This is a genomic window from Burkholderia sp. AU32262, assembly GCF_020419985.1.
Taxonomy (GTDB): Bacteria; Pseudomonadota; Gammaproteobacteria; order Burkholderiales; family Burkholderiaceae; genus Burkholderia; species Burkholderia semiarida.
The window spans coordinates 214993-237913 of the sequence record NZ_JAIZRS010000008.1; the positions used below are offsets into that span (position 1 = coordinate 214993).

Consider the following 22921-nt stretch of genomic DNA (forward strand, 5'->3'; position numbering starts at 1 on the left):
GCGCCGCGCGCTTGACAGGGCATCCCCGCACTCCCTATGATGCGTTGAACGTTCGATACACGATCTTATGTTCGTATATAGAACATTTAAGCGCATCCCGGCGGGCAATGCAAGGGGCGCGCCCTGTTCATTTCCCAGCCTTTCACGGGACCGGAGACACTGATGACCGAAGCTTTTCTGTGTGATGCGATCCGTACGCCGATCGGGCGTTACGGCGGTGCACTGTCGGGCGTGCGCGCCGACGATCTGGGCGCGGTGCCGCTCAAGGCGCTCGTCGAGCGCAATCGCGACGTCGACTGGACGGCGATCGACGACGTGATCTACGGCTGCGCGAACCAGGCCGGCGAGGACAACCGCAACGTCGCGCGCATGTCGCTGCTGCTCGCGGGCCTGCCGCAGGGCGTGCCGGGTTCGACGATCAACCGCCTGTGCGGTTCGGGGATGGATGCGGTCGGCGTGGCCGCGCGTGCGATCAAGTCGGGCGAAGCCGCGTTGATGGTCGCGGGCGGCGTCGAGAGCATGACGCGCGCGCCGTTCGTGATGGGCAAGGCCGCGAGCGCGTTCGCGCGGCAGGCCGACATCTACGATACGACGATCGGCTGGCGCTTCGTCAATCCGTTGATGAAACAGCTGCACGGTGTCGATTCGATGCCGGAAACCGCCGAGAACGTCGCGGTCGACTACAACGTCAGCCGCGCGGATCAGGACCTGTTCGCGCTGCGCAGCCAGCAGAAGGCGGCGCGCGCGCAGCAGGACGGCACGCTGGCTGAAGAAATCGTGTCGGTCACGATTGCGCAGAAGAAGGGCGATCCGGTGGTCGTGTCGCGCGACGAGCATCCGCGCGAAACGTCGCTCGAAGCGCTCGCGAAGCTGAAGGGCGTCGTGCGCCCGGACGGCTCGGTCACGGCCGGCAACGCATCGGGCGTCAACGACGGCGCCGCCGCGCTGCTGCTGGCGAACGAGGTAACCGCGAAGCGCTTCGGCCTGACGCCGCGCGCCCGCGTGCTGGGGATCGCGACGGCCGGCGTCGCGCCGCGCGTGATGGGCATCGGCCCCGCGCCGGCCACGCAGAAGCTGCTCGCGCGGCTCGGGATGACGATCGACCAGTTCGACGTGATCGAACTGAACGAAGCGTTCGCGTCGCAGGGCCTCGCGGTGCTGCGCATGCTCGGCGTCGCCGACGACGATCCGCGCGTGAACCCGAACGGCGGCGCGATCGCGCTCGGCCATCCGCTCGGCGCATCGGGCGCGCGCCTCGTGACGACCGCGATGTACCAGCTGCATCGCACGAACGGCCGCTTCGTGCTGTGCACGATGTGCATCGGCGTCGGCCAGGGCATCGCGATCGCGATCGAACGCGTCTGACCGGCGCGATGCGGTGAAGCGGCCGCGTACGCGCCGCTCCACCGACGCGCTGTTTCCGCCATGACGGGCGGCACGAGTTGTCTCGTGCCGCCCGTCGTCGCTTTCGTCGTTAATCGGCCTGCGACAGTCGCGGCAGACGCGCCGCTATCCGCGTACCGGGCCGTCAGGTCGTCGGCCCTTCGAGGTGAATGTCCTCGGGCTCGAGCGCGTAAAGCTCGGGATCGGGCGCCGTGCTGACCGTGAAGCCGAGCCGCAGGTAGAAGTCGATCGTGCGCCGCGACGGCGTGGCCGACACATACAGGCGCTCGGCACCCATTGCACGTGCCTGCATCTGCGCCGCGCGATAGAGCTGTTCGCCGAGTCCGCAACCGCGCCAATCGAGGCTCACGTGCAGGAACTTCAACTGAAGCATGTCGCGCTGCGGGCCCAGCGGCCGGCTGTCGACGACGACGGCCGCGACGAGCCGCGTGCCGTCGAACCTGCCGAGAAACCAGCCGCCGCGGTCGTGGCAGTCGAGCAGGATCGGCGTGTAGTGATCGGCTTCGCCGTCGGGCCAGCCGGCCACGTCGTAGAACTCGGGCACGAGATGCAGCGCGCCGTCGCGCAGGACGTACAGGTGTTCGATGATTTCGCGCCGGTCGATGGTCCACACGAGCGGCACGTCGTCGCGCGCAAGCGGGCGGGCCGACAGCGCGTCGCGTTCGGCGGTAGTGCGGCGCGTCATGCGGCCACCCGGTGCGCGGCGATTGCGTACATCGACGGCAGGCGCGGCATGCCTTCGGGCGGCAGCATCCGGTGGCCGTCCGGTTCGTGTTCTTGCGGAAACCGCGCGGCGTCGCCGTTGCGGAGAAACGCGGCCTGATCGCCGGTATGGCTGTCATGCTCGACCGTCGTCGTATTCGAGGACAGCCGATTCACTTCATGCAATGCCTTTTTCATCAGAATTCGAATTCAGGTGGAATGGAGCAGGATAGGCCGATCGTTTCGCCACTTGCAACGGCCGCACGCATTGTCAAACCGTACGGCGCTCCGAGACAGACAAATAAACGAGCGTGGCGATTATCGCCGGATTATTTGATCGAAATCATGGCAATCGCCCAATTGCCTATTTTATGCGCATCGGGATTAAGGTTTTCCGATGAATTGCCGACAGTAAGGACGAGAGTGTCGTAAAGCGATCAACCGTTTTTCGGCTACTGAGCGCGAATTCAGCGCGGCGCGGACGATAGATCCGCCTTTCGGAGCCTTGCATGCGCAACAACCAGCCCGTTACCCAACAGGAATTCGATTTTCCCGACGACGTCACGCTGATGTCGACGACCGACGCCGACAGCATCATCACCTACGCGAACACGACGTTCGCGCAGGTAAGCGGTTTCTCGAACGAGGAACTCGTCGGCCAGCCGCACAACGTGGTGCGTCACCCGGACATGCCGAAGGAGGCGTTCGCCGACATGTGGGCGACGCTTCAGGCCGGCGAGCCGTGGACCGCGCTCGTGAAGAACCGCCGCAAGAACGGCGACCACTACTGGGTGCGCGCGAACGCGATTCCGGTGATGCGCGACGGCGCGCCGCAGGGCTACATGTCGGTGCGCACGAAGGCGCCGCACGAGGAGAGCGAAGCCGCGGACGCGCTGTATCGCGCGTTTCGTGAAGGCAAGGCCGGCCGGCGTCGGTTCCACAAGGGGCTCGTGATCCGCACCGGGCTGCTGCGTGTCGCGTCGCTCGCGCAGACGATGTCGGTGCGTGCGCGCGTTCATTCGGCACTGTGCGTGCTGGCGCCGACGGTCGTCGGCGCTGGCTGGGCGGGCGGGTTGACCGGCGGCGGGCTCGCGGCGTTTGCCGGCGTGACGGCCGGCGTGGCGGCCGCGGCCGGCTGGTGGCTCGACGCGCAGATCGTGCAACCGCTGAAGCGGCTGCACGAGCAGGCGCTGAACGTCGCGACCGGTGAAAGCCGGCGCGGCGTGCGAATGAACCGTGTCGACGAGATCGGCATGACGCTGCGCACGATCAACCAGCTCGGGCTGATGTTCCGCTGGCTCGTCGACGACGTCAGCGAGCAGGTGCACAACGTCCAGCGCGCGAGCAACGAGATCGCGCAGGGCAACAGCGACCTGAGCGCGCGTACCGAGCAGGCCGCATCGAGCGTGCAGCAGACGGCCGCGTCGATGGCCGAGATGACGGCCACCGTGTCGAGCAATGCGGAAACGGCGCTGCAGGCGAATCAGTTGTCGGTTTCCGCGAGCGAGGCGGCCGGGCGCGGCGGGCAGGCGGTGAGCGAAGTCGTCGCGACGATGAACGACATCACCGCCAGCTCGCGCAAGATCGCGGACATCATTGGCGTGATCGACGGCATCGCGTTCCAGACCAACATTCTCGCGCTGAACGCGGCCGTCGAGGCCGCACGCGCAGGCGAACAGGGCCGCGGCTTCGCGGTGGTGGCGGGCGAGGTGCGCGCGCTCGCGCAGCGCAGCGCGAACGCGGCGAAGGAGATCAAGACGCTGATCGGCGCGAGCGTCGAGCGCGTCGAATCGGGCGCGCGGATCGTCGACGGCGCGGGCAAGACGATGGAGGACATCGTCACGCAGGTGAAGCGCGTGTCGGATCTGATCGCGGAGATCAGTTCATCGACGGCCGAGCAGAGCACGGGCGTCGCGCAGGTCGACCAGGCGGTCGTGCATCTGGACAACATCACGCAGCAGAACGCGGCGTTGGTCGAACAGAGCACGGCGGCGTCGGAAAGCCTGAAGCAGCAGGCGACGCGACTCGTGGATGCGGTGAACGTGTTCAGGTGACGGCGTAAAAGCGTGCGCGATGCGCGGGTTCGATCGATGAATCCGGCGTGTCGCGCACAGCGTTCATTCGGATTTTTGGATTGAATCGAATGGCGGAAAACGAGAAATATTCGTATTTCCGATTTTACCGGCGCACGTTGAATCAGGCCGGATGCACGACGTCGAATGATCAGACGAATCGCCGGCAAACCCTTGCCCGACAAGGCAATTCGTTTATCCATGAACATATTGTTCGGCAAAAACACGATGATGCATGTTTAATGCATATTTATCCGGATTCGGCATAATGTTTTCGCCGAATTTGCCGAAAGCGCAGGAGTCGACTTACACGCATGCGACTCGATCGTCATGCGCGGGGTCTCGAATCAATCGACGAGCGGACGCAAGATCCGCCACCCGGAGCTCCACACCATGCGCAACAACCAGCCCGTCACGCAACGCGAATTCGAATTTGCCGACGATGCGACGCTGATGTCGACGACCGATGCCGACAGCTACGTCACGTACGCGAACGCGGCATTCATTCAGGTCAGCGGCTTTTCTCCCGAGGAGATCGAAGGTCAGCCGCACAACGTGGTGCGGCATCCGGACATGCCGAAAGAGGCGTTCGCCGACATGTGGGCGACGCTCCAGGGCGGCGAGCCGTGGACCGCGCTCGTGAAGAACCGCCGCAAGAACGGCGATCACTACTGGGTGCGTGCGAACGCGATTCCGGTGATGCGCAACGGGCAGCCGAAAGGCTACATGTCGGTGCGCACGAAGGCGACGCGCGACGAGATCGCGGCCGCCGAGGCGCTGTATCGCGATTTCCGCGAAGGCAAGGCCGGCAGCCGCCGCTTCCACAAGGGATTGATCGTTCGCACGGGTGCACTGCGCGTCGCGTCGCTGTTCCAGACGATGTCGGTGCGAGCCCGGCTGGTATCGACGCTGTGCGTGCTGGCGCCGGCCGTCATCGGCGCCGGCTGGGCGGGCGGTTTGACCGGCGGGGCGCTCGCGGCATTTGCCGGTGCGGCGGTCGGCGTGACGGCGGCGGCCGGGCTGTGGCTCGACGCACAGATCGTGCGGCCGCTGCGGGAACTGCGCGACGAGGCGTTGCGCGTGGCGACCGGCGAAAGCCGCAGCGGCGTGCGGATGAACCGCGTCGACGAGATCGGCATGACGCTGCGCACGATCAACCAGCTCGGGCTGATGTTTCGCTGGCTCGTCGACGACGTCAGCGAGCAGGTGCTGAACGTGCAGCGCGCGAGCAACGAGATCGCGCAGGGCAACAACGACCTGAGCGCACGTACCGAGCAGGCGTCGACGAGCGTGCAGCAGACGGCCGCGTCGATGGCCGAGATGACGGCCACCGTGTCGAGCAATGCGGAAACGGCGCTGCAGGCGAATCAGTTGTCGGTTTCCGCGAGCGAGGCGGCCGGGCGCGGCGGGCAGGCGGTGAGCGAAGTCGTCGCGACGATGAACGACATCACCGCCAGCTCGCGCAAGATCGCGGACATCATTGGCGTGATCGACGGCATCGCGTTCCAGACCAACATTCTCGCGCTGAACGCGGCCGTCGAGGCCGCACGCGCAGGCGAACAGGGCCGCGGCTTCGCGGTGGTGGCGGGCGAGGTGCGCGCGCTCGCGCAGCGCAGCGCGAACGCGGCGAAGGAGATCAAGACGCTGATCGGTGCGAGCGTCGAGCGTGTCGAATCGGGCGCGCGGATCGTCGACGGCGCGGGCAAGACGATGGAGGACATCGTCACGCAGGTGAAGCGCGTGTCGGATCTGATCGCGGAGATCAGTTCGTCGACGGCCGAGCAGAGCACGGGCGTCGCGCAGGTCGACCAGGCGGTCGTGCACCTGGACAACATCACGCAGCAGAACGCGGCGCTCGTCGAGCAGAGCACGGCGGCGTCGGAAAGCCTGAAGCAGCAGGCGACGCGTTTGGTGGAGGCGGTGAACGTATTCCGCTGATCGCGGAACGAGAGGAAGGGTGACGCGGGCGCGACGGAGAGGGGTACCGGCCCGCGTCGGGCCGCCCGGTTCCGGCCGGGCGGCCAGGGCCTGTCGCCGAAAGCGGCAGGCCCCGAACCGTCAGACGGCGAGACAGAGGTGCTTGATCACGACGTAGTCGTCGATGCCGTAGTGCGAGCCTTCGCGGCCGAGGCCCGATTGCTTGACGCCGCCGAACGGCGCGACTTCGTTCGAGATCAGGCCCGTGTTCACGCCGACCATCCCGTATTCGAGCGCCTCGGCCACCTTCCACACGCGGCCGATGTCGCGGCTGTAGAAGTAGGCGGCGAGGCCGAACTCGGTGTCGTTCGCGAGACGGATCACCTCGTCGTCGCTGCCGAACTTGAACAGCGGCGCGAGCGGCCCGAACGTCTCTTCCTTCGCGACCTTCATCGCCGGCGTGACTCCCGTCAGCACGGTCGGCTCGAAGAAGCCGTGGCCGAGCGCGTGGCGCTTGCCGCCCGTCACGACAGTCGCGCCCTTCGCGAGCGCGTCCTCGATGTGCGCCTCGACCTTCAGCACGGCGGCTTCGTTGATCAGCGGGCCCTGCGTGACGCCCGGCTCCGTGCCGCGGCCGACCTTCAACTGGCCGACGGCCGCCGCGAGTTTCTGCGCGAACTGGTCGTACACGGCTTCGTGCACGTAGAAGCGGTTCGTGCACACGCACGTCTGGCCGCTGTTGCGGTACTTCGACGCGATCGCGCCCTGCACGGCCGCATCGAGATCGGCGTCGTCGAACACGATGAACGGCGCGTTGCCGCCGAGTTCCAGCGACACCTTCTTGACCGTCGCCGCGCATTGCGACATCAGCAGGCGGCCGACCGGCGTCGAGCCGGTGAACGACAGCTTGCGCACGATCGGGTTCGACGTCAGCTCGCCGCCGATCGCCTTCGGATCGCCCGTGACGACGCTGAACACGCCGGCCGGCACGCCCGCGCGCTCGGCCAGCACGGCCATCGCGAGCGCGGAGAACGGCGTCGCCTCGGCCGGCTTCACGACGATCGGGCAGCCCGCGGCGAGCGCCGGGCCGACCTTGCGCGTGATCATCGCCGCCGGGAAGTTCCACGGCGTGATCGCCGCGCACACGCCGATCGCTTCCTTCGTCACGACGATGCGCTTGTCGCTCGCCGGCGTCGGGATCGTGTCGCCGTACACGCGCTTGCCTTCTTCCGCGAACCACTCGAGGAACGACGCCGCGTAGCCGATCTCGCCCTTCGCTTCGGCCAGCGACTTGCCTTGCTCGGTCGTCAGGATCAGCGCGAGGTCGTCGGCGTTTTCCATCATCAGGTCGTGCCACCTGCGCAGGATCGTCGCGCGTTCCTTCGCGGTCTTCTTGCGCCACGCCGGCCATGCGGCGTTCGCGGCCTCGATCGCGTGACGCGTCTCGGCCGTGCCCATCGCCGGCACGGTGCCGAGCAGGCCGCCCGTCGCCGGATTGCGGACGTCGAACGACTCGCCGGTCGCCGCGTGTTGCCATTCGCCATTGATGTACGCCTGCTGGCGGAACAGCGACGGATCTTTCAGTGCCAGGGTTTCCTGAACGGTGCTCATGTGAATCGCCTGCTTCGAAAAAGGACGGATAAGGACCGGTGAAAACGGCCGCCGCCGTCTTCGCGACGGCGGCGGCGCATTCAGTTGACGTGGACGGGCACTCAGGCCGGCACGCCGACCGTTTCCTTCAGCACTTCCTCGAGGATCGCGAGCGCTTCGTCGAACACGGCTTGCGGGATCGTCAGCGGGAACAGGAAGCGCACGACATTCGAGTACACGCCGCACACGAGCAGCAGCAGGCCGCGCTCGAGCGCACGCGTCTGCACGCGCTTCGTGAATTCGGCATCCGGCTCGCCCGAACCCGGCTTCAGGAATTCGACAGCGATCATCGCGCCCGGGCCGCGCACGTCGGCGATCTGCGGCACGTCGGCCTGCAGCGCATTCAGCTTCGCCTTCAGCACGTCGCCGAGCTGCGTCGCGCGCTCGCACAGCTTCTCTTCGTCGATGATCTCGAGCACCGCGTGCGCCGATGCGACGGCCAGCGGGTTGCCCGCGTACGTGCCGCCGAGGCCGCCGGGCGCCGCTGCGTCCATCACGTCCGCACGGCCGACGACGCCCGACAGCGGCATGCCGCCGGCGAGGCTCTTCGCCATCGTGATCAGATCGGCCAGCACGTCGTAGTGCTGCATCGCGAACAGCTTGCCGGTGCGTGCGAAGCCCGTCTGCACTTCATCGGCGATCAGCAGGATGCCGTGTTCGTTACAGATCTTGCGCAGCGCGCGCACGAATTCGGCCGGCGCCGGGTTGAAGCCGCCTTCGCCCTGGACCGGTTCGAAGATGATCGCGGCGACACGCTTCGGATCGATGTCGGCCTTGAACAGCATCTCGATCGCCTTGATCGAGTCGGCGGTCGTCACGCCGTGCACGGCGTTCGGGTACGGCGCGTGGAACACGTCGCCCGGGAACGGGCCGAAGTTCAGCTTGTACGGCGCGACCTTGCCGGTCAGCGCCATGCCCATCATCGTGCGGCCGTGGAAGCCGCCCGAGAATGCGATCACGCCGGGACGGCCGGTCGCCGCACGCGCGATCTTGATCGCGTTCTCGACGGCTTCGGCGCCGGTCGTGAAGAACGCGGTCTTCTTCGGGAAGTCGCCCGGCGCGCGTGCGTTGATCTTCTCCGCCAGCTCGACGTACGACGCGTACGGGACGATCTGGTAAGCGGTGTGCGTGAAGTTGTTCAACTGATCCGCGATCGCCTTGACGATCTTCGGGTGGCGGTGGCCCGTGTTCAGCACCGCGATGCCGGCGGCGAAATCGATGAAGCGGCGGCCTTCGACATCCCACAGCTCCGCGTTCTCGGCGCGGGCTGCGTAGAAATCGCACATCACGCCGACGCCGCGCGGGGTGGCGGCGTTCTTGCGGGCCTGCAGATCGGCATTCTTCACGGTCATCTCCTTGATGTTCTTCCCGGTGAGTAGAAAATCGGCCGCCTTGGCGGCCCATGGAGGCGACTATAATCACATTTGGCTCTGGCAATCAGAGCCATTTCAATAAATATTCAGGAGCCAATCATGCGCGCGAGCGTGTTGTCGGACTGGCTGGCGCAGCGCCTCGTGCGCGGCGGCGAACAGCCGATCTACCGGCAGCTTCACCGGCTGCTGCAACAGGCGATCCTGTCGCGCGAACTGCCGGCCGGCACGCGCGTGCCGTCGTCGCGGCTGCTGGCCGCCGAGCTCGGGATCGCGCGCAACACGGTCACGCAGGTTTACGAACAGCTTGCGCTCGAAGGCTACGTGAACTCGGCGACGGGCCGCGGCACGTTCGTCGCCGACAGCGCGCCCGACGAGATCGTCGGTGCACCGGCCGATCCGGCTGGCGGGCCGGCGGTCGTGCCTTCGTCCGCGCGGCGGCTGTCCGCGCGCGGCACGCGGCTCGTCGAGGGCGCCGGCGTGTCGAAGCGCCAGGGCGGCGCGTTCATGCCGGGCGTGCCCGATGTGTCGCGATTTCCGGCGCGTGTCTGGACGCGGCTGCACAACAAGTACTGGCGGCGCCTGCGCCCGGACCTGCTGACCTACGCACCCGGCGGCGGGCTCGCGCTGCTGCGCGAGGCGCTGGCCGACTACCTGCGCACGTCGCGCTCGGTGCGCTGCACGCCCGAGCAGATCGTGATCACGACCGGCATCCACCAGTCGATCGACCTCGCGGTGCGGCTGCTGACCGATCCGGGCGACGCGATCTGGACCGAGGATCCGTGCTACTGGGGCGTGCGCAGCGTGCTGAACGTGTCGGGGCTGACCACGCGGCCGATCCCGGTCGACGACGAAGGCATCGCGCCGTCGGCCGCCGATCTCGCCGAGCCGCCGAAGCTGATGCTCGTCACGCCGTCGCACCAGTATCCGCTCGGGATGGTGATGAGCCTCGCGCGGCGGCGGATGCTGCTCGAATACGCGCGCCAGCACGGCTGCTGGATCATCGAGGACGACTACGACAGCGAATTCCGCTACGGCAGCCGGCCGCTCGCGTCGCTGCAGGGGCTCGACACGGCCGGGCAGGTGATCTACGTCGGCAGTTTCGGCAAGACGCTGTTCCCGGGGCTGCGGGTCGGCTATCTGGTCGCGCCGGAGCCGCTCGCGGAAAGTTTCGCGACCGCGAGCGCCGAGCTGTATCGCGAAGGGCAGTTGCTGCAGCAGGCCGTGCTCGCCGAATTCATCGCGGAAGGGCATTTCGTGTCGCATATCCGCAAGATGCGTACGCTGTACGGGCAACGCCGCGAGGTGCTGCTCGACGCGGTCGCGCGCCGCTATGGCGATACGCTGCACGCGCTCGGCAGCGACGCGGGGCTGCATCTCGTCACGCAATTGCCGGCGGGCGTCGACGATCGCGCGGTCGCGCAGGCCGCGCTCGAACGCAACATCGTCGTGCGGCCGCTGTCCGGGTATTACGCGGATCGCGAGCGCGCCGCGTCGGGGTTGCTGCTCGGCTATGCGTGCGTGCCGGAAGACGAGATCGCGACCGCGTTCGCGACGCTGGCCGAGGCGATCGACGAGCGGGCGTTCGGCGGGGCCGTGGCGCTGGCTTGACGCGTGAGCACGGCAATATCGGCTCGTTGCGATTCCGTCAAAGGCCGATCGAAGCGCAATACGCTCGGCAACGCGGAGAGCGTACCGGGCGCGCTCGCGCGGAATTGCCGATAATAGAACGTTGTTATTCACCGGATGCCGACGATGACCGAAGCCACCCAAGCCCCGCCCGCCGTTCCGCGCCTCACGAGCCTGTCGCACGGCGGCGGCTGCGGCTGCAAGATCGCGCCGGGCGTACTGTCCGAGTTGCTGAAGCGCGCGACGCCGCCCGCGCTGTTCCCCGATCTGCTGGTCGGCACCGAGACGTCCGACGACGCGGCCGTCTACCGGCTCAACGACGAGCAGGCGATCGTCGCGACCACCGATTTCTTCATGCCGATCGTCGACGATCCTTTCGACTTCGGCCGCATCGCGGCCACCAACGCGCTGTCCGACGTCTATGCGATGGGCGGCAAGCCGATTCTCGCGCTCGCGCTGGTCGGCATGCCGATCAACGTGCTCCCGCACGAAACGATCGCGGCCGTGCTGCGCGGCGGCGAATCGGTATGCGCGGAGGCCGGCATCCCGGTCGCGGGCGGCCATTCGATCGATTCGGTCGAGCCGATCTACGGGCTCGCGGCTATCGGCGTCGTGCATCCGTCGCGCGTGAAGCGCAATGCGGCCGCGCGCGCGGGCGACGTGCTCGTGCTCGGCAAGCCGCTCGGCGTCGGCGTGCTGTCGGCCGCGCTGAAGAAGAACCAGCTCGATGCCGACGGTTACGCGCAGATGGTTGCGACCACCACCAAGCTGAACCGGCCGGGCGCCGAACTCGCCGCGCTGTCGGGCGTGCATGCGCTGACCGACGTCACGGGCTTCGGGCTGCTCGGCCATACGCTCGAACTGGCGCGCGGCGCGCGGCTCACCGCGCGCGTGCACTATGCGTCGCTGCCGTGGCTCGCGGGCGTCGAGACGTTCGTGGCCGACGGCGTGTTCACCGGTGCGTCGGGCCGCAACTGGGCCGCGTACGGCACCGATGTGCGGCTCGCCGACGCGCTGCCGCCCGTCGCGCAGGCGCTACTGACCGATCCGCAGACGTCGGGCGGGCTGCTGGTCGCATGCGCGCCGGAAGCGGTCGACGACGTGCTCGCGTGCTTCCGTGCCGACGGTTTCGACCGCGCGGCGGTGATCGGCGAGATGGTGGACGGGCCCGCACGCGTCGACGTCGCCTGACGCCGGATTCACACGCCGCATCGTTTCGACGTCGCCGGAATCGACGCTTTCCATCGACGGTATCGACGCCTTCGACGACCGATGAACGACTTCCTGTTCGGGCTGACGATCGCGCTGTCGGTCGGGCCCGTCGCACTGATGATCGCGCACTACGGCATGCGCGCCGGTACGGCGACCGGCGTGCGCGCGGCGCTCGGGGTGGCCGCTGCCGACGGCTGCTATGCGGTCGTCGCGTTCACGATCGGCGCGCTGCTCGCGGGCACGCTGGCGTCGTATCTGTCGGTGTTCCGCAGGGTCGGTGCGTTCGTGCTGCTCGCGATGGGCGCGCGGATGCTGTGGCAGGCGCTGCGTGAGCGGCGCCGCACGCTCGACGGCAGCGTACCGACGCCGCCGGCCGATCGCCCGTTCATGTCGATGTTCTTCGTCACGCTCGCGAATCCGCTGACCATCCTGCTGTTCTACGGCTATGCGACCGCTGCCGCCGGTGCGCACCGGCACTGGCTGCTCGGCGCGGCGTGCGTGTTCGCGGGCAGTCTCGCCGGGCAGCTCGTGTTCGCGTTCGGCGGCAGCGCGATCGGGCGCTTCGTGAAGTCGCCGGGATGGCTCGCCGCGAGCCATGTGGTCGCCGCACTCGTCGTGCTTGGATATGGCGTCGCGGGGCTGTTGCGCGTGTAGCGCGGCGAGAAGCGGCCGAGGTCGCGGTTGGCGGCAAACCCGATAGCATTCCTGACGTTTGCAAGGCCGCGACGAGTGGGCAATTTCCCGTCGCGCAACACGCATCCGTTCGCACGAAACACGGCCCGCCGTTTCGTAGTCGGGTTCCGCATCGCGCACGCCCGTTCTATACTCCCTCGCGCAGTCTCCGACAGCCGTTCTCATCCAACATCACTGAAACAAGGAACGCCGATGCTGACTCGCTCCATCCTTTCAGCCGCTGCATTCTCGCTCGCGGCCTGCGCGACCGCGCCGTCGATCGCGCAGGACAACCAGGGCAACAATGCGGGCAACGCCGCATTCGCCGAGACCGGTGCACAGGGCCGCCCGGTCAAGGTCATGATCATCACGATGTTCGGTCCGGAAGGCTAGGCGTGGCTCGACCGGCTCGGCCCGTGGCGCGACATCGCCGTGCCGGGCCTGTCGCCCGACTATCCGGCCGTCCACTGCAACAAGCAGGACGTGTGCGTGGTCACGACCGGCATGGGCTATGCGAACGCGTCGGCGACGATCATGGCGCTCACGTTCTCGCAGCGCTTCGATCTGCGCCGCACGTACTTCCTGATCTCGGGCATCGCAGGCGTCGATCCCGCGCAAGGCACGGTCGGCTCGGCCGCGTGGTCGAAATACCTCGTCGATTTCAGCCTGCAGTGGGAGCTCGATGCGCGCGAGATTCCGGCCGGGTGGAACACCGGTTTTCTCGGCATCAACACGAAGAGCCCGAACGACAAGCCGCCGCTCGACTATCGCACCGAAGTATTTCAGCTCAACCCGCAGTTGACCGACGCCGCATATGCGCTGTCGCGCAACGTCGTGCTCGCGGACAGCGCACAAGCACAGGCCGCGCGCGCGAAGTTCACGTACGCGCCGGCCAACCGGCCGCCGACGGTGATCCAGTGCGATACGTCATCGGGCAACACGTGGTTCTCGGGCACGCTGATCGGCGAGCGCGCGCGCCAGTGGACCAAGATCCTCACGGACGGCAAGGGCACCTACTGCATGACCGCGCAGGAAGACAACGCAACGTACGAAGCGCTCAAGCGCGCGGCGAGCGTGAAGCGGGTCGACCTGTCGCGCGTCGCCGTGCTGCGCACGGGGTCCGATTTCGACCGGCCGTACGCGGGACAGACGAGCGCGGACAACCTGCTGAACTACGCGGACCAGGGCGGCTTCGCGCCGGCGACCGAAAACCTGTACCGTGCGGGCAATCCGCTCGTGCAGGACATCGTCACGCACTGGGGCGAATGGCGTGATGGAGTGCCGCGCCGTTGATCGCCGCAGGACGGTATCGGCGACACGTCACCGCGAGCGTCAATGCGATTGCGACCCGGAGCGGAACGGCGTCCACACCGGCGTGGTGTCGTCCCAGTGATCGAGCGGCGAAGGAAGTTGATCGTTCATCATGTGCTCCTGCAACTCACTGACTCAGCGAGTCGTCGATAAGGTCGTTCGAGATGCCGCGCGCGGGGCAACCCGCTGCGCGGCCTCGCGCGTTTACCGGCCCCCGCCGGCGAGCTGGTTGCTTTCCGGCATCGGGCGATAGGCGCCTTGTGCGAGCTCGAGCCCTTGCGGGTACGACGTTGCCTTGCGCAAGTACGCGAGCGTGCCGTCCTTGCGTGCCTGCACGACCTCGGCGCTCACTTCGGCGCGCGTGCGCGGGCCGTTGTGCTGCGAATACCACGACGTGTTGCCGTAGTCGCCGGCGTGCGGCGTACCCGAATCGGCGAAGGCCGGTGCGGACACGGCAAGCGTGAGAGCAAGGGCCGAGAGAAGATGGCGGTGGTTCATGGCGTCACTCCTGAAGATGTCGGAGCGGGCGCCTGAGCGCTTGCTCCGGTCCCGCCAGGCGGGATCTGTTCGATGCGCAACGAGGTGCGCGACAGGGTTTACTCTAGGTGTCCGTTCCGTCGCGATAAATGCGGCTCGCACGAATTGAATTGTCGCGAGACTGGAACAATCGGAATCCGTACGTGCGGTGGGGGAATGCGGAAACGGCCCGCAGCCCCGTGGCGCCGGCGTCGCAGGGGCGGCGGCGAGGGCGCGCGACGACGCACACGGCCGATTGCCGCGGGTTGCGCAAAGGCTTACTGCGGATTCGGGAAGGATCGGGGCGCCGCGCTTGAAGATGGTGCCCAAGCGCCGCGCAGGCGGGATGACGTGCGGGCGCCGCGGCCCGCACGCGTGGTTCAGACGATTACGCGACCCACTCGTTGATGACCGGCGTATCGAGCGCCGGCGCGCGTTCGGCTTCCTCGAACGTGCGCTTGCTGCACGTCGCGTCGAGGCTGCCCTTGCCGCTCAGCAGCGGGCAGCGGTCGAACACTTCGGCCACCCAGTCGACGAACACGCGCACCTTCGGCGACAGATGGCGGCTGTGCGGATACACGACCGAGATCGGCATCGGCAGCGGCTTGACGCCGGGTAGCACTTCCTTGAGCCGGCCTTCGCGCAGGTGCGGCAGCACCATGAAGAGCGGCGGCTGGATCAGCCCGAAGCCCTCGATACCGCAGGTCACGTACGCATCCGCGTCGTTTACCGACACGATGCCCTCCATCTTCATCTCGACTTCCTTGCCGTCGATCAGGAAGGTCCAGTCGATCGTGCGGCCGGTGCGGCTCGAGAAGTAGTTGACGGCCTTGTGCTGGCTCAGATCGTCGATCGTCTGCGGCTCGCCGTTGCGCTCGAGATAGTCGGGCGACGCGACCGTCACGCATTCGAACAGGCCGACGCGGCGCGCGACGAGCGACGAATCCTGCAGCGCACCCACGCGGATCACGCAGTCGACGCCTTCCTGCAGCAGGTCGACCGGCCGGTCGGACAGGCCGAGCTGCAGGTCGATGTCCGGATAGCGCGTATGAAATTCGCACAGCGACGGAATCACGAGCAGCCGACCGATCGAGCCCGGCATGTCGATACGCAACTTTCCGTGCGGCTTCCGATTGTTGGCCTGGAAGCTCGCTTCGGTTTCCTCGACGTCCGCGAGGATCCGCACGCACCGTTCGTAGTACGCGGCGCCGTCCGGCGTGAGCGACAGCCGGCGCGTGGTCCGGTGCATCAGCCGCACGCCGAGGAAGGCTTCGAGATTCTGGATGATCGTCGTGACGGACGCTCGCGGCAGGCCGAGCGTTTCTGCTGCCTTGGTGAAGCTGCTTGTATCGACGACGCGAGTAAACACCTGCATGGCCTGAAGCCGGTCCATCACAACCTCCGCAATCTAATGAGCCCGCGAACAACGAGGCTGCGCTACCTCATGGGTAAACGCAGCCTCGGATTGTTCGGGGGCGTTGAATTGTGTTGCCGGATTATAGGCATTTATCCCAATGTCTGCCGGACTCAGAATTCGTTCCATCTCGAAATGGATGCCGCATCGTCATGGACGCTTCTGAATTCAGCAAATTCCTGAAAGCCGCGCTGCCCGCGCAAGCCACAGCGGGCGGGGCGCTGACGGTTGCCGAAGTCGAAATTCCCGGCTACGCACAGGACATCGTGCTGCGCCTCTACCGCCGTCCGGACAAGACCGGGTTGCCAGTAGTGCTTTATTTCCACGGCGGCGGCTTCGTTCGCGGTTCGCTCGAAGACGCGGATTTCGCCGCGCGTTTTTTAGCAGAACGCTTACCAGCTCTCGTAGTGTCGGTCGACTATTCGCTCGCGCCGGCCTTTCCTTTTCCGGCCGCGCCGGAGGATGCGTATCGCGCCGCCGTGTGGGCCGCGACGCGCGCCCGCGCGTTCGGCGGCAACCCGAAGAAGATCGGGGTCGCGGGGCACGATGCGGGCGGCCAGCTCGCGAACTGCCTCGCCTTCATCGCCCGCGACCGCGGCGAGGTGTCGATCGCCGCGCAGGCGCTGTTCGGGCCGATGCTCGACCCGAGCATGACGCGCATCGGCGACGCCGAGCGCCTCGCGTCCGACATCACCGCGCGCGAATGCGCGGCCTGCTATCGCGCATACCTGCCGCAGGCGGCGCAGCGCATGCACCCGTACGCGGCGCCGATCGAATCGGTGCGCCTCGCGGGGCTGCCGCCGACGCTCGTCGTCACCGCGCAGAACGACGTGCTGCACGTCGAGGCGGAGAAATATGCGGGCTGCCTGATTTCATCGGGCGTGCTCACGCAGGTGATCCGCTACCCGGACATCACGCACGCCGCGCTCGCCACGCACGAAGCCGCGTTCGAGGAAGCCGTGCGCTTCTTCCAGTGCCGTTTCCAGGCGCGCCAGCCGAACCGTTCCGAATAACCAGACCAATCCACGCTTACCGGAGATCCACATGGCCATCCTACGCACCACCCGTTCACGAATCGCGACCGCGGCGATCGTCACGCTCGCCGTCGTCGGCCTCGGCACGTTCGGCGCGATGCGCGTGAACGCGAACGCGCCCGAGAAAGCGGCGGCGCCGCTGCCCGAAGTCGACGTCGCGACCGTCGTGCCGCAGACCGTCACCGACTGGCAAAGCTATTCGGGCCGCCTCGAGGCGGTCGAGAAAGTCGACGTGCGCCCGCAGGTGTCGGGCACGATCGTCGCGGTGAATTTCAAGGACGGCGCGCTCGTGAAGAAGGGCGACGTGCTGTTCGTGATCGACCCGCGCCCGTACCAGGCGGAAGTCGATCGCGCCGCCGCGCAGCTCGCGGCCGCGCAGGCGCGCAACGGCTACGCGCAGACCGACTGGCAGCGCGCGCAGCGGCTGATCGGCGACAACGCGATCGCGAAGCGCGACTACGACGAGAAGCAGAACGCGGCGCGCGAAGCGAGCGCGAACCTGAAGGCCGCCGAAGCCGCGCTGGAAACGGCGCGCATCAATCTCGGCTACACGCGCATCACGGCGCCGGTATCGGGCCGCGTGTCGCGTGCGGAAATCACGCTCGGCAACGTCGTGTCGGCCGGTGCGTCGGCCGCGCCGCTGACGACGCTGGTGTCGGTGTCGCCGATCTACGCGTCGTTCGACGCGGACGAGCAGACCTACCTGCAATACATCAACGGCGCGCGCAACGGTCGCAAGGTGCCGGTCGAGCTCGGCCTCGCGAACGAGACCGGCTACTCGCGCAGCGGCGAGATCGACTCGGTCGACAACCGGCTCGACACGTCGTCGGGCACGATCCGCGTGCGCGCACGCTTCGACAACGCGGACGGCACGCTCGTCCCGGGCCTCTATGCCCGCGTGAAGGTGGGCGGCAGCGCGCCGCACGAGGCGCTGCTCGTCGACGATGCCGCGATCAACACCGATCAGGACAAGAAGTTCGTCTTCGTCGTCGATCAGCAAGGCCGCGTGTCGTACCGCGAAGTGCAACCGGGAATGCAGCACGGCAACCGGCGCGTGATCGTGAGCGGGCTCGCGGCCGGCGATCGCGTGATCGTGAACGGCACGCAGCGCGTGCGCCCCGGCGAGCAGGTGAAGCCGCACATGGTCCCGATGACGGGCGGCGACGAGCCGTCCGCGCCGCTCGCGGGTACCGCGAAGCCGGCCGCACCGGCGAAGGCGGATTCGTAAGCGGCACGCCGCTTCGCATCCGCGTTCAACCAGACAGAGCAACCCATGAACATTTCCAAATTCTTTATCGACCGGCCGATCTTCGCAGGAGTCCTATCGGTGATCATCCTGCTCGGCGGGGTGATCGCGATGTTCCTGCTGCCGATTTCGGAATATCCGGAGGTCGTGCCGCCTTCCGTGATCGTGAAGGCGCAGTACCCGGGCGCGAACCCGAAGGTGATCGCCGAGACGGTCGCGTCGCCGCTTGAAGAGCAGATCAACGGCGTCGAGGACATGCTCTACATGCAGTCGCAGGCGAACAGCGACGGCAACATGACGATCACCGTCACGTTCAAGCTCGGCACCGATCCGGACAAGGCCACGCAGCTCGTGCAGAACCGCGTGAACCAGGCGCTGCCGCGCCTGCCGGAAGACGTGCAGCGGCTCGGCATCACCACGGTGAAGAGCTCGCCGACGCTGACGATGGTGGTCCACCTGATCTCGCCGGACAACCGCTACGACATGACCTACCTGCGCAACTACGCGCTGATCAACGTGAAGGATCGGCTGTCGCGGATCCAGGGCGTCGGTCAGGTGCAGCTGTGGGGTTCGGGCGACTACGCGATGCGCGTGTGGCTCGATCCGCAGAAGGTCGCGCAGCGCGGGCTGTCGGCCGAGGACGTCGTGCAGGCGATCCGCGAGCAGAACGTGCAGGTCGCGGCCGGCGTGATCGGCGCGTCGCCGTCGCTGCCCGGCACGCCGCTGCAACTGTCGGTGAACGCGCGCGGCCGTCTGCAGACGGAAGACGAGTTCGGCGACATCGTCGTGAAGACGACGCCGGACGGCGGCGTCACGCACCTGCGCGACATCGCGCGAATCCAGCTCGACGCGTCCGAATACGGGCTGCGCTCGCTGCTCGACAACAAGCCGGCCGTCGCGATGGCGATCAACCAGTCGCCGGGCGCGAACTCGCTGCAGATCTCGGACGAGGTGCGCAAGACGATGGCCGAGCTGAAGCAGGACATGCCGGCCGGCGTCGACTACAAGATCGTCTATGACCCGACGCAGTTCGTGCGTTCGTCGATCAAGGCCGTCGTGCACACGCTGCTCGAAGCGATCGCGCTGGTCGTGATCGTCGTGATCGTGTTCCTGCAGACCTGGCGCGCGTCGCTGATTCCGCTGATCGCGGTGCCGGTGTCGATCATCGGCACGTTCTCGCTGCTACTGGCGTTCGGGTATTCGATCAACGCGTTGTCGCTGTTCGGGATGGTGCTCGCGATCGGGATCGTGGTCGACGATGCGATCGTCGTCGTCGAGAACGTCGAGCGCAACATCGAGGGCGGGATGAACGCGCGGCAGGCGACCTACAAGGCGATGCAGGAAGTGAGCGGGCCGATCATCGCGATCGCGCTGACGCTCGTCGCCGTGTTCGTGCCGCTCGCGTTCATGTCGGGCCTGACCGGCCAGTTCTACAAGCAGTTCGCGATGACCATCGCGATCTCGACGGTGATCTCGGCGTTCAACTCGCTGACGCTGTCGCCGGCGCTGTCCGCGATCCTGCTGAAGGGGCACGGCGACAAGGAAGACTGGCTCACGCGCGTGATGAACCGCGTGCTCGGCGGCTTCTTCCGCCGCTTCAACAAGGTGTTCCATCGCGGCGCGGAGAACTACGGCCGCGGCGTGCGCGGCGTGCTGTCGCGCAAGACGCTGATGCTCGGCGTGTACCTCGTGCTGGTGGGCGCGACCGTGCTCGTGTCGAAGGTCGTGCCGGGCGGCTTCGTGCCCGCGCAGGACAAGGAATACCTGATCGCGTTCGCGCAGTTGCCGAACGGTGCATCGCTCGACCGCACCGAGAAGGTGATCCGCGACATGGGTTCGATCGCGCTGAAGCAGCCGGGCGTCGAGAGCGCGGTCGCGTTCCCGGGGCTGTCGGTGAACGGCTTCACGAACAGCTCGAGCGCGGGCATCGTGTTCGTCACGCTCAAGCCGTTCTCGGAGCGGCATGGCAAGGCGCTGTCGGCCGGCGCGATCGCGGGTGCGCTGAACCAGAAATACGGCGCGATGAAGGATTCGTTCGTCGCGGTGTTCCCGCCGCCGCCGGTGCTCGGCCTCGGCACGCTCGGCGGGTTCAAGATGCAGATCGAGGATCGCGGCGCGGTGGGCTATGCGAAGCTGTCGGATGCGACCAACGACTTCATCAAGCGCGCGCAGCAGGCGCCTGAACTCGGCCCGCTGTTCACGAGCTACCAGATCAACGTGCCGCAGCTCAACGTCGATCTCGACCGCGTGAAGGCGAAGCAGCTCGGCGTGCCGGTGACCGACGTGTTCAACACGATGCAGGTGTATCTCGGTTCGCTGTACGTGAACGACTTCAACCGCTTCGGGCGCGTGTACCAGGTGCGCGTGCAGGCCGATGCGCCGTTCCGCCAGCGCGCGGACGACATCCTGCAGTTGAAGACGCGCAACGACAAGGGCGAAATGGTGCCGCTGTCGTCGCTCGTCACGGTGACGCCGACGTTCGGCCCGGAAATGGTCGTGCGCTACAACGGCTACACGGCGGCCGACATCAACGGCGGCCCGGCACCCGGCTTCTCGTCGGGCCAGGCGCAGGCCGCGGTCGAGCGCATCGCGCACGAGACGCTGCCGCGCGGCGTGCGCTTCGAGTGGACCGACCTCACGTACCAGCAGATCCTTGCGGGCGATTCGGCGATGTATGTGTTCCCGATCAGCGTGCTGCTCGTGTTCCTCGTGCTCGCCGCGCTGTATGAAAGCCTGACGCTGCCGCTCGCGGTGATCCTGATCGTGCCGATGAGCATTCTGTCGGCGCTGACGGGCGTGTGGCTCACGCAGGGCGACAACAACATCTTCACGCAGATCGGCCTGATGGTGCTGGTGGGGCTGTCGGCGAAGAACGCGATCCTGATCGTCGAATTCGCGCGCGAGCTCGAACACGACGGCAGGACGCCGCTCGAGGCCGCGATCGAGGCGAGCCGGCTGCGGCTGCGCCCGATTTTGATGACGTCGATCGCCTTCATCATGGGTGTGGTGCCGCTCGTCACGTCGACCGGCGCCGGTTCGGAAATGCGCCATGCGATGGGTGTCGCGGTGTTCTTCGGGATGCTCGGCGTGACGCTGTTCGGGCTGATGCTGACGCCGGTGTTCTACGTCGTGCTGCGTACGCTCGCGGGCGGCAAGATCCACGTCGCCGGCAAGGATTCGGCGGGGTACGGCGTGCCGGCGCCCGATGCTTGAGGACCAGAAAATGAATAACTTGCACAACACGAACGGCCTGATGCGCTTCGCGAAGGTGGCGGCCGCGAGCACCCTGCTCGCGACGCTGCTCGCCGCGTGCGCGGTGGGCCCCGACTACAAGCGTCCGGACGCGGCGGCGCCCGCCGCGTTCAAGGAAGCGCCGACCCTCGCCGCCGGCGAGCAGGCCGGCACGTGGAAGACGGCCGAGCCGTCGGATGGCGAACATCGCGGCGAATGGTGGAAGGTGTTCGGCGACCCGGTGCTCGATTCGCTCGAGGCGCAGGCGCTCGCCGCGAACCAGAACCTGAAGGCCGCGGCGGCGCGAGTCGAGGAAGCGCGTGCGGCGACGCGTTCGGCGCGCTCGCAATGGTTCCCGCAGGTCGGCGCCGGGTTCGGGCCGACGCGTGAGGGGCTGTCGTCGGCGTCGCAGTTCCAGCCGCAAGGTACGGGCCCGACCAACGCGACGCTGTGGCGCGCGCAGGGCACGGTGTCGTACGAAGCCGATCTGTTCGGCCGCGTCGGCCGCAACGTCGAGGCGTCGCGTGCCGACCAGGCGCAGAGCGAGGCGCTGTTCCGCTCGGTGCAGCTCGCGCTGCAGGCCGACGTCGCGCAGAACTACTTCGAACTGCGCCAGCTCGATTCGGATCAGGACCTGTACCGCCGCACGGTCGAGCTGCGCGAGCAGGCGCTGAAGCTGGTGCAGCGCCGCTTCAACGAAGGCGACATCAGCGAACTCGACGTGTCGCGCGCGAAGAACGAGCTGGCCAGCGCGCAGGCCGATGCGGTCGGCGTCGCGCGCCGGCGCGCGGCGTCCGAGCATGCGTTGGCCATTCTGCTCGGCAAGGCGCCGGCGGATTTCGCGTTCAAGGAAACGCCGATCGTGCCGGTCGCGGTGAAGATACCGCCGGGCCTGCCGTCCGCGCTGCTCGAACGCCGCCCGGACGTGGCGGCGGCCGAGCGCGCGATGGCGGCCGCGAATGCGCGGATCGGGCTGGCGAAGTCGGCGTACTTCCCGAAGCTCGACATTACCGGGTCGTTCGGGTATGAAGCATCGACGCTCGGCAACCTGTTCCTGTGGTCGAGCCGCACGTTCCTGCTCGGGCCGTTCGCCGGCACCGCGCTGACGCTGCCGCTGTTCGACGGCGGGCGCCGTGCGGCCGGCGTGCAGCAGGCGCGCGCGCAGTACGACGAACAGGTCGCGAACTACCGGCAGCAGGTGCTCGTCGCGTTCCGCGAGGTCGAGGACAATCTCGCCGATCTGCGCCTGCTCGACGACCAGATTCGCGCGCAGAATGCGGCCGTCAATGCTTCGCGCCGTGCGGCGACGCTGTCGCGGACGCAGTATCAGGAAGGGGAGGTCGCGTATCTCGACGTGATCGACAGCGAGCGGTCGGTGTTGCAGTCTCAGTTGCAGGCGAACCAGTTGACGGGGGCGCAGGCGGTGTCGACCGTCAATCTCATTCGTGCGCTCGGCGGCGGGTGGGGCGCGGCGCCGACGGCGATCGGCGATGCGGGGGCCGGCAAGGCGGAAGTGGCTGGGCGCTGACGCTGCGGCCCTT

At 67.3% G+C, this 22921-nt stretch carries 16 protein-coding genes and 1 pseudogene; 11 read left to right on the forward strand and 6 right to left on the reverse strand.

Translation table 11 applies throughout. The annotated features are described in order from the left end of the window. Positions 1-162 precede the first annotated feature (162 nt). Complete coding sequence (gene pcaF, locus LGN10_RS12565) at positions 163-1365, forward strand: 3-oxoadipyl-CoA thiolase (protein ID WP_226223619.1); 1203 nt, start codon at positions 163-165, stop codon at positions 1363-1365. A 163-nt stretch (positions 1366-1528) separates the two neighbouring features. Here the strand turns inward: pcaF and LGN10_RS12570 are convergent, their stop codons facing one another. Together LGN10_RS12570 and LGN10_RS12575 are read right to left on the reverse strand one after the other, a co-directional pair. Then, a complete protein-coding gene (locus tag LGN10_RS12570) occupies positions 1529-2089 on the reverse strand; it encodes a GNAT family N-acetyltransferase (RefSeq protein WP_226223621.1) in 561 nt (186 codons plus the stop codon). Beyond that, positions 2086-2304 (reverse strand): hypothetical protein, encoded by a 219-nt coding sequence (locus LGN10_RS12575; protein WP_226223623.1) that lies wholly within the window; start codon positions 2302-2304, stop codon positions 2086-2088. The genes LGN10_RS12570 and LGN10_RS12575 overlap by 4 nt, the downstream gene beginning before the upstream one ends. Positions 2305-2615: 311 nt before the next feature. Here LGN10_RS12575 and LGN10_RS12580 point away from each other — a divergent pair, with 311 nt between their 5' ends. Then, a complete protein-coding gene (locus LGN10_RS12580; protein ID WP_226223629.1) occupies positions 2616-4160 on the forward strand; it encodes a PAS domain-containing methyl-accepting chemotaxis protein in 1545 nt (514 codons plus the stop codon). Between the two features lie 411 nt (positions 4161-4571). Then, positions 4572-6116: a PAS domain-containing methyl-accepting chemotaxis protein gene (locus LGN10_RS12585; protein ID WP_226223631.1), complete on the forward strand. Its 1545-nt coding sequence runs from the start codon at positions 4572-4574 to the stop codon at positions 6114-6116. A gap of 120 nt (positions 6117-6236) precedes the next feature. Here LGN10_RS12585 and gabD read toward each other — a convergent pair whose 3' ends face one another. Together gabD and LGN10_RS12595 are read right to left on the reverse strand one after the other, a co-directional pair. Next, positions 6237-7706 (reverse strand): NADP-dependent succinate-semialdehyde dehydrogenase, encoded by a 1470-nt coding sequence (gabD, locus tag LGN10_RS12590; RefSeq protein ID WP_226223633.1) that lies wholly within the window; start codon positions 7704-7706, stop codon positions 6237-6239. A 101-nt stretch (positions 7707-7807) separates the two neighbouring features. Further along, complete coding sequence (locus LGN10_RS12595) at positions 7808-9091, reverse strand: 4-aminobutyrate--2-oxoglutarate transaminase (protein ID WP_059582213.1); 1284 nt, start codon at positions 9089-9091, stop codon at positions 7808-7810. A 126-nt stretch (positions 9092-9217) separates the two neighbouring features. On the opposite strand from LGN10_RS12595, the gene LGN10_RS12600 reads away from it, so the two are divergent. The 4 genes and pseudogenes from LGN10_RS12600 to LGN10_RS12615 all read left to right on the forward strand — a co-directional run bounded on the left by LGN10_RS12600 (position 9218) and on the right by LGN10_RS12615 (position 13921). Next, positions 9218-10726, forward strand: coding sequence for a PLP-dependent aminotransferase family protein (locus LGN10_RS12600; RefSeq protein WP_226223635.1), 1509 nt, complete (start codon positions 9218-9220; stop codon positions 10724-10726). Positions 10727-10870: 144 nt separating this feature from the next. Then, the gene (gene selD / locus LGN10_RS12605; protein ID WP_081059225.1) at positions 10871-11935 is read left to right on the forward strand and encodes a selenide, water dikinase SelD; all 1065 of its coding nucleotides are present in this window, start codon (positions 10871-10873) and stop codon (positions 11933-11935) included. Between the two features lie 81 nt (positions 11936-12016). Continuing rightward, positions 12017-12610: a LysE family translocator gene (locus LGN10_RS12610; RefSeq protein ID WP_059582036.1), complete on the forward strand. Its 594-nt coding sequence runs from the start codon at positions 12017-12019 to the stop codon at positions 12608-12610. 231 nt (positions 12611-12841) lie between these two features. Continuing rightward, positions 12842-13921 (forward strand): annotated as a pseudogene (locus LGN10_RS12615) (purine-nucleoside phosphorylase). Positions 13922-14143: 222 nt separating this feature from the next. Here the strand turns inward: LGN10_RS12615 and LGN10_RS12620 are convergent. Both LGN10_RS12620 and ceoR read right to left on the reverse strand, forming a co-directional pair. After that, entirely contained in the window at positions 14144-14437 is a 294-nt protein-coding gene (locus tag LGN10_RS12620; protein WP_060309892.1) for a DUF4148 domain-containing protein, read from the reverse strand. 406 nt (positions 14438-14843) lie between these two features. After that, positions 14844-15848, reverse strand: coding sequence for a putative multidrug efflux transcriptional regulator CeoR (ceoR, locus tag LGN10_RS12625; protein ID WP_059582046.1), 1005 nt, complete (start codon positions 15846-15848; stop codon positions 14844-14846). A gap of 173 nt (positions 15849-16021) precedes the next feature. On the opposite strand from ceoR, the gene LGN10_RS12630 reads away from it, so the two are divergent. Genes LGN10_RS12630 through opcM form a run of 4 tightly spaced genes read left to right on the forward strand, consistent with a single transcriptional unit; the run spans position 16022 to position 22908 of the window. Beyond that, a complete protein-coding gene (locus tag LGN10_RS12630) occupies positions 16022-16882 on the forward strand; it encodes an alpha/beta hydrolase (protein ID WP_059582049.1) in 861 nt (286 codons plus the stop codon). A gap of 31 nt (positions 16883-16913) precedes the next feature. Continuing rightward, the gene (gene ceoA / locus LGN10_RS12635; protein WP_059582051.1) at positions 16914-18131 is read left to right on the forward strand and encodes a multidrug efflux RND transporter periplasmic adaptor subunit CeoA; all 1218 of its coding nucleotides are present in this window, start codon (positions 16914-16916) and stop codon (positions 18129-18131) included. A gap of 45 nt (positions 18132-18176) precedes the next feature. Then, positions 18177-21362, forward strand: coding sequence for a multidrug efflux RND transporter permease subunit CeoB (gene ceoB, locus LGN10_RS12640; protein ID WP_226223637.1), 3186 nt, complete (start codon positions 18177-18179; stop codon positions 21360-21362). Positions 21363-21372: 10 nt separating this feature from the next. Further along, positions 21373-22908: a multidrug efflux transporter outer membrane subunit OpcM gene (gene opcM, locus LGN10_RS12645; protein WP_059582216.1), complete on the forward strand. Its 1536-nt coding sequence runs from the start codon at positions 21373-21375 to the stop codon at positions 22906-22908. Positions 22909-22921: the final 13 nt, after the last annotated feature.

Excerpts from the sequence above, each read along its gene's own strand:
- pcaF (WP_226223619.1), top strand. The coding sequence starts at position 163 with ATGACCGAAGCTTTTCTGTGTGATGCGATCCGTACGCCGATCGGGCGT.
- LGN10_RS12570 (WP_226223621.1), bottom strand. The coding sequence starts at position 2,089 with ATGACGCGCCGCACTACCGCCGAACGCGACGCGCTGTCGGCCCGCCCG.
- LGN10_RS12575 (WP_226223623.1), bottom strand. The coding sequence starts at position 2,304 with ATGAAAAAGGCATTGCATGAAGTGAATCGGCTGTCCTCGAATACGACG.
- LGN10_RS12580 (WP_226223629.1), top strand. The coding sequence starts at position 2,616 with ATGCGCAACAACCAGCCCGTTACCCAACAGGAATTCGATTTTCCCGAC.
- LGN10_RS12585 (WP_226223631.1), top strand. The coding sequence starts at position 4,572 with ATGCGCAACAACCAGCCCGTCACGCAACGCGAATTCGAATTTGCCGAC.
- gabD (WP_226223633.1), bottom strand. The coding sequence starts at position 7,706 with ATGAGCACCGTTCAGGAAACCCTGGCACTGAAAGATCCGTCGCTGTTC.
- LGN10_RS12600 (WP_226223635.1), top strand. The coding sequence starts at position 9,218 with ATGCGCGCGAGCGTGTTGTCGGACTGGCTGGCGCAGCGCCTCGTGCGC.
- selD (WP_081059225.1), top strand. The coding sequence starts at position 10,871 with ATGACCGAAGCCACCCAAGCCCCGCCCGCCGTTCCGCGCCTCACGAGC.
- LGN10_RS12610 (WP_059582036.1), top strand. The coding sequence starts at position 12,017 with ATGAACGACTTCCTGTTCGGGCTGACGATCGCGCTGTCGGTCGGGCCC.
- LGN10_RS12620 (WP_060309892.1), bottom strand. The coding sequence starts at position 14,437 with ATGAACCACCGCCATCTTCTCTCGGCCCTTGCTCTCACGCTTGCCGTG.
- ceoR (WP_059582046.1), bottom strand. The coding sequence starts at position 15,848 with ATGGACCGGCTTCAGGCCATGCAGGTGTTTACTCGCGTCGTCGATACA.
- LGN10_RS12630 (WP_059582049.1), top strand. The coding sequence starts at position 16,022 with ATGGACGCTTCTGAATTCAGCAAATTCCTGAAAGCCGCGCTGCCCGCG.
- ceoA (WP_059582051.1), top strand. The coding sequence starts at position 16,914 with ATGGCCATCCTACGCACCACCCGTTCACGAATCGCGACCGCGGCGATC.
- ceoB (WP_226223637.1), top strand. The coding sequence starts at position 18,177 with ATGAACATTTCCAAATTCTTTATCGACCGGCCGATCTTCGCAGGAGTC.
- opcM (WP_059582216.1), top strand. The coding sequence starts at position 21,373 with ATGAATAACTTGCACAACACGAACGGCCTGATGCGCTTCGCGAAGGTG.